The organism is Vibrio sp. Y42_MX_L11 (assembly GCF_024181785.1).
Classification (GTDB): Bacteria; Pseudomonadota; Gammaproteobacteria; order Enterobacterales; family Vibrionaceae; genus Vibrio; species Vibrio diabolicus.
This window is the reverse complement of the sequence record NZ_JAMZAP010000001.1, coordinates 292,559-307,367: the sequence shown is the minus strand read 5'-3', so window position 1 is coordinate 307,367 and position 14,809 is coordinate 292,559. Positions and strand designations below refer to the sequence as shown.

The window sequence follows — 14,809 nt, the reverse complement described above, 5'->3', positions numbered from 1 at the left end:
GGACAGCATGACTCTCTCAGAAAAAAGTTGGACCTTGGCGTTATTTGTAGCGAGCGTAATTTCGTCAGCTTGGTGGCCGACAATACCAGATTGGCGTTGGCTGCTGCTGGGAATAATAACCACTGGCTCAATAATCAAATTACGTCGTGGCTTAATTAGCATAGGCGCAATTGCGGGCTTTATGGTTGTCATCGTCCACGGCAATGTATTGGAGTCTCAGAGACAAGCCCTTTTTCAAGCAGGGGAGAATATTACCATAATTGGTAAAGTTGACAGCCCTTTTACGCAAATAAGTCACGGATATGAAGGCATTGTGGCTCTAAAAAAGGTAAATTCTCAAACTCTGTTACCTTTTCTTAAACCTAAAATCCGTCTTATTACGTCTTTTCCCCTCGATGTTAACAGTGAGTTTACGACATCCGTCTCGTTAAAGCCGATTACAGGCCTACGCAACGAAGCTGGTTTTGACGCCGAAAAGCACGCAATGGGTAAAAGTATTATCGCACGCGGTGTTGTTAACAAGGATGTTACCTGGATTATTCGTTCTACTACATCTCTGCGCCAAGCCATTATCGCTGATGTTTCGGAGGATGTGTCTTCCCTTCATCATTTCTCGTTAATAAATGCGTTAGTTTTTGCTGATCGCTCTTGGTTATCTAAGGAGGATTGGCAAGCACTCAGAGACAGTGGTTTACTGCACTTGGTCTCGATTTCGGGCTTACATATTGGTATGGCGTTTACTTTTGGGCTAGTGGTGGGCGGTGCCATTCGTTATGCGTTACCTCAATACCAGCTATTGCCTAGCTTATGTGGGCTGATGTTTGCCGTTGCCTATGCTTGGTTAGCGGACTTCTCATTACCTACTACCCGCGCGGTGTCGGTATGTGTTATTTACGTCGTTCTCAAATATACCTTAGTGCACTGGGCATCCTGGCGGGTACTTTTGCTCGCGGTAGCGCTACAACTGCTTGTTCAACCTTTTGCATCGTATAGCATGAGTTTTTGGTTATCGTATCTGTCAGTTTGCGCAGTGCTGTTCGCAATCAATTTGATTCGGCATCAAAGCGGGGGCTGGAAGGCGAAGTTAAAAGTGTTATTGCTTACTCAATTGATGTTGAGTGTGTTAATCGTGCCTATTAGTGGCTATTACTTTTCTGGTTTCAGTTTGTCATCAATTGCATACAACTTGGCGTTTATTCCTTGGTTCGGATTTATCGTTGTGCCTTTGATGTTTCTGGCCCTGTTCTCATCTTTATTTCTTGAAATGATAGCAAAGCCTCTGTGGCAGTTGGTGGACTGGTCATTGCAGCCATTGAGCACGTCAATTCAGCACGCGATAGGCTCCTGGCAACCCATTAGTATAGAAATGACAGGGCTGATTCTGGCGGTAATTGCTTGCTTGGTGTTTCAACGATTCATGTTTCAGTACGCGTGGTGTTTGTTACTTGGCATTGTAATTAGTATTAAGCTCACATCGGAATATGATCAGCAACATTGGCGCATTGATGTACTAGATGTGGGCCATGGCCTTGCGGTGATTGTAGAAAAAGACGATAAAGTGTTGCTCTATGACACAGGTAAAGCATGGCAAAATGGCAGTATTGCGGAGCAGGTCGTCACTCCGGCCTTGCATCAACGAGGTTATGAAAGCATCGATACGATGATCCTCAGCCATTCCGACAATGACCATGCAGGAGGGCGCTTGTTCATTGAAGATGCCTTTTCGCCACAGCGCAAACTCAGTAGCCAAAACTTTATCGGATATGAGTCTTGTACTCGCGGCGATCATTGGAAATGGCAAGGGTTAAATATAGAAGTACTTTGGCCTCCTGCTCTTGTTCAACGTGCATATAATCCGCACTCCTGTGTACTACGTCTTACCGACCCTATTTCTACGTTCAGTATGCTTTTTACTGGTGATATTGAGACCATTAGCGAGTGGATCTTGCTCAGGGAGCCTGAAAAGTTAAAAAGTGATGTGATGTTGGTCCCTCATCATGGTAGTAAAAGTTCGTCGAATCCTCGCTTTATTGAAGCGGTAAACCCGAGTGTGGCCGTTGCTTCTTTGGCAAAAAATAATCAATGGGGAATGCCGGCAGAACATGTTGTTGCAGCATATCGCAAGCTTGACATTACTTGGCTTGATACTGGGGAATATGGTCAGGTAAGCTTCTCTATTCACCGTGATAATTGGCGCTCAGAAACCAAACGTAGCGATACATTTGAGCCTTGGTATAGGCAGATGCTGCGTAAGGGAGTAGAATGAGAGTCTTAATGTAAGAAAATAAAGCACTTCTATGTCGATAAATACTGATGAAACGACTTGGCAGACGTTTAAGCGTCTATGGCAATTTATTCGCCTTTACAAGTCAGGTCTTGTCGTTGCAGTCATTGCATTAGTTATTAATGCTATATCAGATACCTATATGATTTCCCTATTAAAACCATTACTAGATGAAGGTTTTGGGAACGCTGAATCTGATTTTCTACGCACGCTTCCATTGATTATTTTTGCCATGATGTTTGTCCGTGGCATAAGTGGATTTGTCTCCACATACTGTTTGAGCTGGGTATCCGGCAATGTGGTTATGCAAGTCCGCCGCATGGTATTCAATCACTTTATGCATATGCCGGTGTCTTACTTCGATAAGGAAAAAACGGGCAATTTATTGTCACGTATTACCTACGATTCAGAGCAAGTATCTGCGGCAACCAGCCAGGCGTTAGTGAGCATCGTTCGCGAAGGTGCAAGTATCATTGGCCTGTTAGTCCTGATGTTTTACAACAGCTGGCAGTTGTCGTTAGTGCTGTTTGCTGTTGCTCCCGTTGTCGCGTGGGGTATTGGTGTCGTTTCTAAACGTTTTAGAAAAATATCCAAAAATATGCAAACAATGATGGGCAACGTGACTGCGTCAGCAGAGCAGATGCTGAAAGGCCATAAAGTCGTGTTGAGCTACGGCGGCCAGGATATCGAACGTAAACGATTTGAGAAGGTCAGCAACCAAATGCGTCAACAAAGCATGAAGTTGGTGACAGCTCAAGCAGCGGCTAACCCTATCATCCAAATGATTGCGTCACTTGCTATTGTTGCCGTTCTTTACTTAGCAAGTATTGACTCGATTAAAGAGCAACTGACTCCAGGTACATTTACCGTTGTATTCTCTGCGATGTTTGGTTTGATGCGTCCGCTTAAAGCGCTTACTAACGTTACCTCTCAGTTCCAACGTGGTATGGCTGCGAGCCAAACGCTCTTTGCGTTGATTGACCTTGAGCCTGAGAAAAACGAAGGTAAGTTGACAGTTGAACGCGCAAATGGCGATGTTTCAGTTAAAAACGTAAGCTTTACTTATACTGGCGCAGAAAAGCCAGCATTGGAAAATGTCAGCTTCGATATTCCAAGAGGGAAGACCGTTGCGCTGGTTGGTCGTTCCGGTTCCGGTAAAAGTACCATCGCGAACTTGTTCAATCGTTTCTATGATGTTGATAGTGGCTCCATCACATTAGACGGACATGATATTCGTGAATACGAGTTAAAGAACTTGCGTCAGCAGTTTGCGCTAGTATCACAAAATGTTCATTTATTTAATGACACGATTGCAAACAATATTGCTTACGCAACGGATGGAAAATACGAGCGCAGTGATATCGAGAAAGCGGCAAAACTCGCGCATGCTATGGAATTCATCAGCAAAATGGATGATGGACTTGATACCATGATTGGTGAAAATGGCGCGAGTCTATCTGGTGGTCAACGTCAACGTGTCGCTATTGCACGTGCTCTATTGCGTGATGCACCGGTATTGATTCTTGATGAGGCGACCTCTGCTTTGGATACGGAATCAGAACGCGCTATCCAAGCTGCATTAGATGAGCTGCAGAAAGACAAAACGGTACTCGTGATTGCGCACCGCTTGTCAACTATCGAGAAAGCCGATGAAATTCTTGTGGTTGATGATGGCGCCATCATTGAGCGTGGCAACCACGCCGATCTTATTGCAAAAAATGGTGCGTATGCACAATTGCACCGTATTCAGTTTGGTGAATAAACGCGGTGGTTGAAAAAATCTGGTTTGAAAACCATCCAATAAAATACCTCTTGTGGCCGCTTTTGTGGCCACTGAGTGTATTATTTGGAGCAATAAGTAAGTCTAAGCGAAAGCAATATCAAACAGGCCGTAAGCAAGCCTACAACGCGCCTATCCCTGTTATTGTTGTCGGCAATATCACAGCTGGTGGTAATGGCAAAACACCAGTTGTGGTTTGGCTTGTTGAGCAACTGCAACAGCTTGGGCTTAAGCCAGGGGTCGTTTCTCGTGGCTATGGAGCAAAAGCTCCTGCCTATCCGTTAGTGCTAAAAGAAGATACGCCTGCGAAACATTGTGGTGATGAGCCTAAGTTGATTCATCGCCGCACAGGAGCGCCTGTTGCGGTAGACCCGGTGCGTTCAAATGCTGTGAAAGCACTGTTAGAGTCAGGTGTAGATATCATTATTACGGACGATGGGTTACAGCATTATGCGTTAGGCCGTGATATTGAGTTAGTGATTGTGGATGGGAATCGCCGATTTGGGAATGAAAGCCTCATTCCGCTTGGCCCACTTCGTGAAGGGGTCGAGCGTCTTGCTGAAGTCGACTTTATCATCACCAATGGCGGTCAAGCACATACGGGCGAAATCGCAATGACTTTAGCGCCATCTAAAGCCATTAACCTCAAGACTAAGCAACTTGTGGACGTTTCTGAATTAAAAGAGCTAGTGGCATTTGCAGGGATTGGGCATCCACCACGATTTTTTCATACATTAAACTCGATGAACGCAGATGTTAAAGTCACAAAAGGTTTTGCTGACCATCAAGACTTTGACCAACAAGAATTAGAAGCATTGGCTCAACAAGGAGCCAATGTGATTATGACCGAGAAAGATGCCGTCAAGTGCAGCCATTATGCGCAAGATAATTGGTGGTATCTGCCTGTATCTGCCCAGTTTGAACCAAACGATGCAGAGCAAATTTTAAAGAGAATAAAAGAGGTTAAAGCGGCTTATGGATCACCGTCTGCTTGAGATTGTAGCTTGCCCTGTTTGCAAAGGTAAGCTGACGTACGATAAAGAGAATCAAGAGTTGATCTGCAAATTGGATCGCCTCGCTTACCCGATCAAAGAGGGTATTCCCGTTCTGCTGGAGCCTGAGGCTCGTACTATGAGTATGGATGAGGGACGCTAATGTCTTTTACGGTTGTCATTCCTTCGCGTTACGCATCGAGCCGTTTGCCTGGTAAACCGTTGGCGGATATTGGCGGTAAGCCAATGGTTCAGTGGGTTTACGAGCAAGCGCTACAAGCGGGTGCGGAAGATGTTATCGTGGCAACTGATGACGAGCGTGTTGCTGATGCTGTCTCGTCGTTTGGTGGTAAAGTCTGTATGACCTCTCCCAATCACGAGTCAGGTACTGAACGCCTTGCTGAAGTTGTTGAAAAGATGGCTATTCCTGCAGACCACATTATTGTTAATGTGCAAGGGGACGAGCCTTTGATTCCACCGTCTATCATTCGTCAGGTTGCTGATAACTTATCGGGATGTGATGCTCCGATGGCGACATTAGCCGTAGAAATAGACTCGGAAGAAGAAGTGTTCAATCCGAATGCAGTTAAAGTTGTGGCTAATGAGCAAGGCTATGCGATGTACTTTAGCCGAGCAACTATCCCTTGGGATCGCGATAACTTTGCCAAACAAGACAAAATCATTGCCAACCCATTAATGCGTCATATTGGTATTTATGCTTATCGAGCTGGTTTTATTAATACGTATGTAAACTGGGCTCCGAGCGCATTGGAGCAGATCGAGTGCCTTGAGCAACTACGAGTGCTTTGGTACGGTGAAAAAATTCATGTAGCGGTAGCGAAAGAAGCGCCAGCAGCCGGCGTTGATACGCCAGAAGATCTAGAGGCGGTGCGCGCTATTGTGGCGAAGCAAGCATAACTAAAGGTCACATTGAATTAAGAACGAGAAAGGCTCCTGAATTAGGAGCCTTTTTGTTGCTTATATCCAAGTATTAGTTAGATGTTTGTGTCATATTGGTTCCGTTTAGGGCAGGTCGCTAAGACTTCTCGGTGACCTGTGTCTTTTACTTCTTGCAGAATGACATCAAATCCCCACAATCGGTACACGTGTTTCAGAACTTCTTCATAACTGTCATCAAGCGGGATTCGGTTATGAGGTACGTATTGCAACGTGAGTGAGCGATCACCACGAACATCGACATTAAATACCTGAATGTTTGGCTCAAGATTAGATAAGTTGTACTGAGCGGCTAAGGTTTCTCTAATGCGTTTATAACCCATCTCATCGTGTATCGCGGCGACTTCAATAAAGTTTTTGTGGTCATCATCGTTGATCGCAAACAGCTTGAAATCACGCATTAATTTCGGAGAAAGGTATTGGCTAATGAAGCTTTCATCTTTGAAATTATGCATCGCGAAATGTACCGCATCTAACCAATCTGTTCCTGCCAAATCCGGAAACCACTCCTTGTCCTCATCAGTTGGTTCTTCACAGATACGTTTAATATCTCGGAACATTGCAAAGCCCAAGGCGTATGGATTAATACCATTAAAGTAAGGGCTATTATAAGGCGGTTGAGCTACCACACTGGTATGGCTATGTAAGAACTCTAGAATGAACTTTTCGGATACCAAACCCTCATCGTAAAGATGATTGAGAATGGTGTAATGCCAGAATGTTGCCCAGCCTTCGTTCATGACCTGCGTTTGTTTTTGCGGATAAAAATACTGACTGATTTTGCGTACAATCCGCACGACTTCACGTTGCCACGGCTCTAGTAGCGGGGCATGCTTTTCGAAAAAGTAGAGCAAGTTTTCCTGAGGCTCGCTTGGGAAACGCTCTTTAAGATCTTCCTCTTTGGTTTTGGCTCTTGGTACTGTGCGCCACAATTCATTCACTTGAGACTGTAAGTATGCCTCGCGTTCTTCTTGTCGCGCTTTCTCTTCGGTAATGGAGATTTTCTCTGGTCGCTTGTAACGATCCACACCAAAGTTCATTAAGGCGTGGCAGGAGTCGAGCAGTTTTTCCACTTCCTGTACCCCATATCGCTCCTCACATTCAGCTAAATACTTTTTGGCAAACAGCAAATAATCGATGATGGAACTAGCGTCCGTCCAAGTTTGGAACAGATAATTACCTTTGAAGAAAGAGTTGTGCCCGTAACAAGCGTGAGCAATCACTAGCGCTTGCATTGTCACGGTATTTTCTTCCATCAAATAGGCGATACACGGATTGGAGTTAATGACAATCTCGTAGGCTAACCCCATTTGACCATGCTTATAGTTCTGCTCCGTTTGGATGAACTTCTTACCAAACGACCAGTGGTTGTAATTGATGGGCATACCAATACTTGAGTAGGCATCCATCATTTGCTCGGAAGTAATCACTTCTATCTGGTTAGGGTAAGTGTCTAGGCGATAGTGTTGTGCGACACGCTTAATCTCTTTGTGGTAGCGTTCCAACAGCTCAAATGTCCAATCCGGTCCATCTGGCAGCATTTTACTATTACGCTTCTTAGGCGCCTCTCCTGAGAGGTTTTTCGTTGCGGTACTCATCGCTAGCCTCCTTACGCCGTTTCTTTTTGGAATAGTTCACGGAAGACTGGGAAAATATCCTCCACAGAGCGAATGTTTTTCATTGCGAAGTTCGGAAATTCATCGGTGAGCTTTTCGTACTCATGCCATAGAGTTTGGTGCGAGCGCCGTGTGATCTCTATGTAGGAGTAGTACTGACAGTTTGGCAGTAGTTTGTTCACTAATAGATCGCGGCATCTTGGCGAGTCATCTGCCCAGTTATCACCATCGGATGCTTGCGCAGCATAAATGTTCCATTGTCCAATTGGATAGCGCTCTTTTACGATTTCGTCCATCAGTTTCAATGCGCTGGATACAATAGTGCCCCCGGTCTCTTGTGAGTAGAAGAACTCGTGTTCGTCCACTTCTTTCGCTTGGGTGTGGTGGCGAATGAAGACAACGTCTACATTCTCGTAAGTACGAGTTAAGAACAGGTATAACAGAACGTAAAAACGTTTTGCGATGTCTTTTGTTGCTTGATCCATCGAGCCCGATACGTCCATCAAACAAAACATCACAGCTTGACTAGATGGTACAGGGCGTTTTTCATAGTTTTTAAAGCGTAAGTCGAAGGTGTCAATAAATGGAACCCCCTCAATTTTCTTACGCAGCTCTTCAATTTCAGCCTTCAAGCGGTTCTCTTCAAACTGCTGAGCGGGTTCAATGTTTTTGATGCGAGCAAGTTCATCTTCTAGCTCTTTGAGAAGACGTTTCTTACCCGCGGTCATTGCCGTACGTCGTGCAAGAGATTGTTGCAGCGAACGTACTACCGCAATGTTTGAAGGGATACCAGCAGTTTGAAAGCCTGCGCGGTGCGTTTTCCATTCAGTAATTTTGGCAATTTGGTTTTTTTCTAGATTAGGCAGCTCGAGATCTTCGAACAAAATATCGAGGTACTCATCTTTTGATATTTGGAATACAAATTCGTCTTGGCCTTCTCCATCTGGACTGGCATTGCCTTCTCCCGAGCCACTACCTTGACCGCCACCTTTAGGACGCTCAATTTTATCACCAGTAATGAACTGGTCATTGCCGGGATGAACTCGTTCGCGAACACCACCTTTGCCTTGATGAAAGATCGGCTCATTGATGTCTTTGTGAGGGATAGAGACGTCTTCGCCCGTTTCCGTATTCGTAATCGAGCGTCGATTCACTGCGTCTGCTACCGACTCTTTTATTTGCTCTTTGTGGCGCTTCAAGAAGCGCTGTCGATTAACAGCGCTCTTGTTCTTGCCATTGAGCCTTCGGTCTATAAATTGCGCCATGAAATAGCCCTCTTCATGTTTCACAAGCGACCTAACTCAATACTGGGTTAGGATGACTTACGTACTCGTAGGTACCACTCAGAAAGTAGGCGAACCTGTTTCTCGGTATAGCCTTTTTCCATCATGCGAGCGACAAAGTCGTCATGCTTCTTCTGATCTTCAGAAGAGGTTTTCGCATTAAATGAGATAACCGGAAGTAGCTCTTCGGTATTGGAGAACATTTTCTTCTCGATTACTGTGCGCAGTTTTTCGTAGCTGGTCCAAACCGGGTTTTGACCATTGTTATTCGCTTTCGCACGAAGCACAAAGTTAACGATTTCGTTTCGGAAATCTTTCGGGTTAGAAATGCCAGCTGTTTTTTCGATCTTCTCTAGTTCAGCATTCAGTGAAGAGCGATCAAATAGCTGACCAGTTTCTGGATCTCGGTACTCTTGGTCTTGAATCCAGAAGTCTGCGTAGGTGACATAGCGGTCGAAGATGTTCTGACCGTATTCAGAGTAAGACTCGAGATAAGCGGTCTGAATCTCTTTACCAATAAATTCAACGTAGCGAGGCACTAGGTAGCCTTTCAAGAACTCGAGATATTTCTCTGCCGTTTCAGCAGGGAACTGTTCACGTTCAACCTGTTGTTCAATCACATAGAACAGGTGTACAGGGTTGGCTGCCACCTCGGTTTGGTCGAAGTTAAATACGCGCGACAAAATCTTAAAGGCGAAACGTGTAGAGAGACCATTCATGCCTTCATCGACACCCGCATAATCACGATACTCTTGATAGCTTTTCGCTTTCGGATCGGTGTCTTTTAGCGTTTCACCATCGTAGACGCGCATTTTTGAGAAAATGGATGAGTTTTCAGGTTCTTTCAGGCGTGAAAGAATACTGAATTGCGCTAGAGTTTCGAGCGTGCTTGGAGAGCAAGGGGCCTGAGACAGCTCACTGTTTTCAAGCAGTTTTTGGTAGATTTTCACTTCTTCGGATACGCGGAGACAGTAAGGTACTTTTACAATGTACACACGGTCGAGGAAGGCTTCGTTATTTTTGTTGTTACGGAAAGTCTGCCACTCAGATTCGTTCGAGTGAGCCAGAATCATACCGTCGAATGGAATCGCAGATAGACCTTCAGTACCGTTGAAGTTACCTTCTTGCGTTGCCGTCAATAGTGGGTGAAGTACTTTGATCGGCGCTTTGAACATCTCAACGAATTCCATTAAACCTTGGTTTGCTTTACACAGCGCACCGGAGTAGCTGTAGGCATCTGGGTCGTCTTGCGAATAATGTTCGAGTTTGCGGATATCGACTTTACCAACCAGTGATGAAATATCTTGGTTGTTTTCATCCCCAGGTTCTGTTTTAGAAATACCGATCTGATCGAGAATTGAAGGGCGAACTTTCACTACCTTAAATTTAGTGATATCGCCGCCAAATTCATGAAGGCGCTTAGCTGCCCATGGCGACATAATCGAGCGAAGATAACGTTGCTCGATGCCATATTCTTTTTTCAAAATATCGCCGTCTTCCGTGGCTTTGAATAGACAGAATGGATGGTCATTCACTGGGCTACGTTCGCCATTAGCAGTAAGAACATAGATAGGCATCTGTTCCATCAAAGCCTTAAGTTTTTCAGCAAGTGAGGACTTACCACCGCCGACAGGACCGAGTAGGTAAAGGATCTGCTTACGTTCCTCTAAACCTTGCGCCGCGTGTTTTAGGTAAGACACAATTTGCTCTATGGCATCTTCCATACCATAAAAATCTTTAAAGGTTTCATAACGAGAGATAACACGATTCGAGAAGATGCGGCTCAATCTCGGGTCTTTTGCCGTATCGATTATCTCTGGTTCACCGATCGCCATCAGTAGGCGTTCTGCTGCATTAGCATAAGCGCTTTTGTCATCCTTACACAGGGCTAGAAACTCCTGTAACGACATCTCTTCATCTTTTGCAGCTTCATATCTTGATTGATAGTGGTCGAAAATACTCATGTCGCTTTCCCCTTTAATAGTCAGTCTACCGACGAACGTTGATTCAGGCTTTCCCACCTATTGTTATGCTCCTTGTTGTTTGAATATACGTCCTGTTATCACATTTGGTTCGTACAGAATGTAAGATTGGCGACACCAAAGACTTTGCTTTATGGACAGTTTTTTCATTACAACGGTGAGCGGTGGGTATGAATCTTTCAATCACAGCCTTTCTCTACTTAAGCCTAGTCGGGGATTTGCAATTTTGCTTAACAATTATGAATTTATTGCAAAAGTGACATTTGAATCACTCTTTCACTGAAGATGAATTTATGTCGTGAATAGGTGCAATAGAAATCAGATATTTGGCAAAGACAGAAGGGTCTCAGTGATTCATTGCTCTACATCGCACAAGGGAAGCGTAAGAAGGTGAAAAAGCAGCGGTAAGGTTGTGACAGGGCAAATAAAAAAGGAAAGCGAGCGCTTTCCTTTTCGTAGACGAATATTTTATGCGCTGAAGATTTGTGCAAGCTCGTTTTCGCATAAATGGTACTGACGAGGGCAGTTGCGCCAAGTTTGTAGCATACGACGGTATTTATCCAGCATTGGCATTTGGCTGTTAAAGTGATGGTCTGCTTTATCAAATTGAGGGTACAGACCTTCAGAATCAATAAGGAAGCGTACGTAATGGACTTGTTGGGCCTCCGAAGCAATATCAAACCCAAGGAACTGCAAGCGGCGCTGATCCACTTTGTTACGATCTTCGGTATCGAGCATGTTGTAAGATTCTTGCATCGCGTGATACATCTCCATAACGTCGATGATCTCACGACACTCCGCTTCTGACAGACAGCCGAAATCTTTATTCAACTCACGCATTTGTAGCTCATAGCCACGTTCAACGATCGTTTGTAAGCGTTTGTATTTGGCCGCATTACTTGGATCAAGTTGAGACATAAGGTTGTATTGGTTTGATAGAATCAAACGTTGAGCGTTTGACATTTCCATGATGACCTCACTAGATATCTAATACATTTTTAATGTGCTTAGGTTAACGCTTAAGACATGAGTGAAACATGATCTCAACACATATTTAATACTAAAAAATGGCAAGAACTGTCACTTTTGACCAGTTTAAAAACACTTATTTATGGTAATGATTGTATATGTAGTCTCGGTCTGAAAATACTCTTAGCCACTCTGGCTTGAATACGGTTAAAACCGCCAGTGACATACCATTTAATAGGCCCTCAGGGAAGGCAAGCAACGGTACAAAAATAAAGTAGTTATGTTGAATGGTTTCCCAATCGTAATGACCAACCGATAAATGGTAAAAGGAGTTAATCAGCAGATGCAGGCTTCCTGTTATCGCGCCGTTGAAAAAACCTGCAACGAAGATGAACACAAAAATGTTTCTTGGCAAGTAGTGATAACTCAAAAGAAAGACGAGGTAACTAATGAAGATAGGAAGCAGGGCAGACAATACTAAAGACGTGGGTAACTGCAACAACGACACATCATGTAGCAGGTGGTTGACCAGCATTGCGGGGATACTGATTAGAAAGGCCATACGCCAACCATACATCATCGTCAGCGTTGTTAGCGCGAGAAAATGAATCTGTAGTCCTTCTTTTACGCCTGCTTGAGTTGCCCATAGGATGCTGAAAAAAAAGAGTGTTGCAAAAACGAGGTGCTGAAATTCTTTTTCCTTTTCAAGCTTGGGCCAAACTACTTTTTTCCAATCTGGTAGACAGTAGGCGAGCACTATCCAAAGTATGACAACCAGAGAGCCCAAGTTAAACCAATCCATGTTACTTCCTTCCTATGCGATCATGACGCAATCATTTCTATTGTTCTTTTTATACCTAAATCAACTCATAGAGATTCATTGAAGGTACTTAGGTATAGTTAAAAAAATACCAGCAATATGCTGGTATTTTAAAGAGGTTAGTCTTGCTGTTCACTTAGTATTTTACGTTATCGTTGTACTGCGCAAGAATGGATTGAATCTCGTCCATAGTTTCTTTCGGTGGAGGGTTTACCCCTTCGAGTGGGTATTCTAAGCCCAATGCTTCCCATTTATGGGCACCCAATTTGTGATAAGGAAGTAACTCGACCTTTTCGATGTTATCCATATCTTTAATAAACTCACCAAGCATGTGTGCTGCTTCAGGGTCATCTGTGTAACCAGGCACGACTACATAGCGAATCCAAGTTTTCTTTCCGATTTTTTGCAAGTAACGAGCAAAGTCCAATGTACGTCGGTTCGATACGCCGATGAGATCTTGGTGCACTTCATCTTTCATGTGCTTGATATCAAGCATTACTAAGTCTGTTGCATCCAGTACTTCATCAATAACATCAGTGTGTTTACGAACATAACCGTTCGTATCTAGACACGTATGAATACCTTCTGCTTTAGCTGCGCGGAAAAAGTCCCGTACAAATTCAGGTTGAAGCATCGCTTCGCCGCCAGAACAAGTAACGCCACCACCTGATGCATTCATGAAGTGGCGGTAACTTTTCGCTTCGGAAATGATCTCTTCAACCGTAACTTCTTTGCCATCATGCGTATCCCATGTATCGCGATTGTGGCAATACTTACAGCGCATCAAACAACCTTGCAAGAAGACGATAAAACGAATACCAGGTCCGTCTACGGTACCACATGACTCAAATGAGTGAATACGACCAGTTGTTGACATCTTTTGCTCTCATTACTAGTAAATTCTAGCTGTTATTTTATTACAAAAAGCAGGGTTAAAACAGCTTTGTCGGTACTAAAGGCAAGGTTATGTGAAGAAAGAAAATAGATAGACCAATCTAAATAAATGCTTGATCACAGGGTTGGTTAATACCAAACGAGAGAACTTGCCTTGTATTTAGATTGGTGTGGATACAGGGATAAGTCAGCTTTTAAAAAAAGGCGAACACAGAGAAGGAGCCTGTCCCATAAACATCAGTTTGGGATTCTTCATAATCTGGCGTTTTTATCGTAAAGGTTAGGCTTGCACCGTAATTTTGGTTATACCAAGTTGCACCCGCTACGGCGCTTGCTTGCCAATTTTGCAGTGTGACGTCGTATGGCGCGGATGGCTCAGGAATACCAGGGCGATCGCCTTCGATGGTCATGTCATTGAAACGGTAACGACCTTCAAACCCCGTAAATAAGAACCAGCTTGAAGTATCCTGTGCGAGCATACTCGCTGAGAACGGGCTCTCAACACTAATATTGGCGGCTCCGATGCTGCTTGCTAGGTTTGTACCCCAACGAAACATGACGCCTTGAGAGACATCACTACGGAAGTTACCTGCATTGATGTCGTTAATGTTGGTGATTTCCCATTGCGTTTTTTGTTCTTCGCTGCGCATCAATTTATTAAATACGCGGTAGCCAAGGCTAAACGCCACTTTATCGTCGATCTGGTAATCCCAACCTTGTGGGTCAGTCGAGCCTGTTATGCCGTGAACGATTTCTTGCGCTTTTTCTGAAAGCGAACTTTCACCTGTTGCACCGATGGTGAAGTTGTAGCGGACGGCCTTATCATCAGTCAAAGAAAGATAGTTGATCTCAGTATGTAGATAACCCGCATATGGGCGATCATTGATCAGTGGATAATCCGCTTCAATGTCGCTTGGAGTCCACATTTTGTGGCCAAGAACCAACTCTATTTTATCGATATTGGGGTGTACTGAGTCTGCCAGACTCAGCCATTTCCATTGGCTTTCTTGTTTCAGTTGGCCTGTTGCGTAGGAAAGAAAAATACCATTTGTGTAGTCTTGGTCGACGCCGAAAATACCATCATTGTCGAGTGTAAAAGAGACCGTAGACTTAGTGGATGCCATCGCAACTGGAGAAAGAAGAGTAAGAACAATTAATTTACTGAGTTTCATATACTTTATTTACTAACTTTTTTCGCATCATACGTAAGAATGTGGGCAAAATCTTTCGTA

The 14,809-nt window shown here is 44.1% G+C and carries 12 protein-coding genes; 5 read left to right on the top strand and 7 right to left on the bottom strand.

Going from position 1 to position 14,809, the window contains the following annotated elements; translation table 11 throughout:
• Positions 1–7 precede the first annotated feature (7 nt).
• From NL643_RS01320 to kdsB, 5 genes are read left to right on the top strand one after another with little or no spacing between them, the layout of a single operon-like run.
• The gene (locus NL643_RS01320) at positions 8–2,266 is read left to right on the top strand and encodes a DNA internalization-related competence protein ComEC/Rec2 (RefSeq protein WP_253643778.1); all 2,259 of its coding nucleotides are present in this window, start codon (positions 8–10) and stop codon (positions 2,264–2,266) included.
• 31 nt (positions 2,267–2,297) lie between these two features.
• On the top strand, positions 2,298–4,046 hold the full coding sequence (gene msbA / locus NL643_RS01315; protein ID WP_005390646.1) for a lipid A ABC transporter ATP-binding protein/permease MsbA: 1,749 nt from the start codon (positions 2,298–2,300) through the stop codon (positions 4,044–4,046).
• Between the two features lie 5 nt (positions 4,047–4,051).
• Positions 4,052–5,059, top strand: a complete 1,008-nt coding sequence (gene lpxK, locus NL643_RS01310) for a tetraacyldisaccharide 4'-kinase (protein ID WP_253643777.1) — start codon at positions 4,052–4,054, stop codon at positions 5,057–5,059.
• Positions 5,040–5,219: a Trm112 family protein gene (locus NL643_RS01305; protein ID WP_005390649.1), complete on the top strand. Its 180-nt coding sequence runs from the start codon at positions 5,040–5,042 to the stop codon at positions 5,217–5,219. The genes lpxK and NL643_RS01305 overlap by 20 nt, the downstream gene beginning before the upstream one ends.
• Positions 5,219–5,974 carry a 3-deoxy-manno-octulosonate cytidylyltransferase gene (gene kdsB, locus NL643_RS01300; RefSeq protein WP_005390653.1) on the top strand — a complete coding sequence of 252 codons (756 nt, stop codon included), beginning with the start codon at positions 5,219–5,221 and terminating at the stop codon, positions 5,972–5,974. Before NL643_RS01305 ends, kdsB begins: the two co-directional genes overlap by 1 nt.
• 77 nt (positions 5,975–6,051) lie before the next feature.
• Here kdsB and NL643_RS01295 read toward each other — a convergent pair whose 3' ends face one another.
• From NL643_RS01295 to NL643_RS01265, 7 genes are all read right to left on the bottom strand, one after another.
• Positions 6,052–7,611 carry a SpoVR family protein gene (locus NL643_RS01295; protein ID WP_006742146.1) on the bottom strand — a complete coding sequence of 520 codons (1,560 nt, stop codon included), beginning with the start codon at positions 7,609–7,611 and terminating at the stop codon, positions 6,052–6,054.
• An 11-nt stretch (positions 7,612–7,622) separates the two neighbouring features.
• Positions 7,623–8,894 (bottom strand): YeaH/YhbH family protein, encoded by a 1,272-nt coding sequence (locus tag NL643_RS01290; RefSeq protein ID WP_005390656.1) that lies wholly within the window; start codon positions 8,892–8,894, stop codon positions 7,623–7,625.
• A gap of 47 nt (positions 8,895–8,941) precedes the next feature.
• A complete protein-coding gene (locus tag NL643_RS01285; protein ID WP_253643776.1) occupies positions 8,942–10,876 on the bottom strand; it encodes a PrkA family serine protein kinase in 1,935 nt (644 codons plus the stop codon).
• 486 nt (positions 10,877–11,362) lie between these two features.
• Positions 11,363–11,863, bottom strand: coding sequence for a YfbU family protein (locus NL643_RS01280; protein ID WP_005390659.1), 501 nt, complete (start codon positions 11,861–11,863; stop codon positions 11,363–11,365).
• Positions 11,864–11,999: 136 nt separating this feature from the next.
• The gene (locus NL643_RS01275; protein WP_253643775.1) at positions 12,000–12,665 is read right to left on the bottom strand and encodes an energy-coupling factor ABC transporter permease; all 666 of its coding nucleotides are present in this window, start codon (positions 12,663–12,665) and stop codon (positions 12,000–12,002) included.
• Between the two features lie 154 nt (positions 12,666–12,819).
• On the bottom strand, positions 12,820–13,560 hold the full coding sequence (gene pflA / locus NL643_RS01270) for a pyruvate formate lyase 1-activating protein (RefSeq protein WP_005390663.1): 741 nt from the start codon (positions 13,558–13,560) through the stop codon (positions 12,820–12,822).
• A gap of 211 nt (positions 13,561–13,771) precedes the next feature.
• The gene (locus NL643_RS01265; RefSeq protein ID WP_253643774.1) at positions 13,772–14,749 is read right to left on the bottom strand and encodes a lipid A deacylase LpxR family protein; all 978 of its coding nucleotides are present in this window, start codon (positions 14,747–14,749) and stop codon (positions 13,772–13,774) included.
• Between the last annotated feature and the right edge of the window lie 60 nt (positions 14,750–14,809).

Bases quoted from the DNA above. Each gene is read 5' to 3' on its own strand.
- NL643_RS01320 (WP_253643778.1), top strand. From the start codon at position 8: ATGACTCTCTCAGAAAAAAGTTGGACCTTGGCGTTATTTGTAGCGAGC.
- msbA (WP_005390646.1), top strand. From the start codon at position 2,298: ATGTCGATAAATACTGATGAAACGACTTGGCAGACGTTTAAGCGTCTA.
- NL643_RS01305 (WP_005390649.1), top strand. From the start codon at position 5,040: ATGGATCACCGTCTGCTTGAGATTGTAGCTTGCCCTGTTTGCAAAGGT.
- kdsB (WP_005390653.1), top strand. From the start codon at position 5,219: ATGTCTTTTACGGTTGTCATTCCTTCGCGTTACGCATCGAGCCGTTTG.
- NL643_RS01295 (WP_006742146.1), bottom strand. From the start codon at position 7,611: ATGAGTACCGCAACGAAAAACCTCTCAGGAGAGGCGCCTAAGAAGCGT.
- NL643_RS01290 (WP_005390656.1), bottom strand. From the start codon at position 8,894: ATGGCGCAATTTATAGACCGAAGGCTCAATGGCAAGAACAAGAGCGCT.
- NL643_RS01285 (WP_253643776.1), bottom strand. From the start codon at position 10,876: ATGAGTATTTTCGACCACTATCAATCAAGATATGAAGCTGCAAAAGAT.
- NL643_RS01280 (WP_005390659.1), bottom strand. From the start codon at position 11,863: ATGGAAATGTCAAACGCTCAACGTTTGATTCTATCAAACCAATACAAC.
- NL643_RS01275 (WP_253643775.1), bottom strand. From the start codon at position 12,665: ATGGATTGGTTTAACTTGGGCTCTCTGGTTGTCATACTTTGGATAGTG.
- pflA (WP_005390663.1), bottom strand. From the start codon at position 13,560: ATGTCAACAACTGGTCGTATTCACTCATTTGAGTCATGTGGTACCGTA.
- NL643_RS01265 (WP_253643774.1), bottom strand. From the start codon at position 14,749: ATGAAACTCAGTAAATTAATTGTTCTTACTCTTCTTTCTCCAGTTGCG.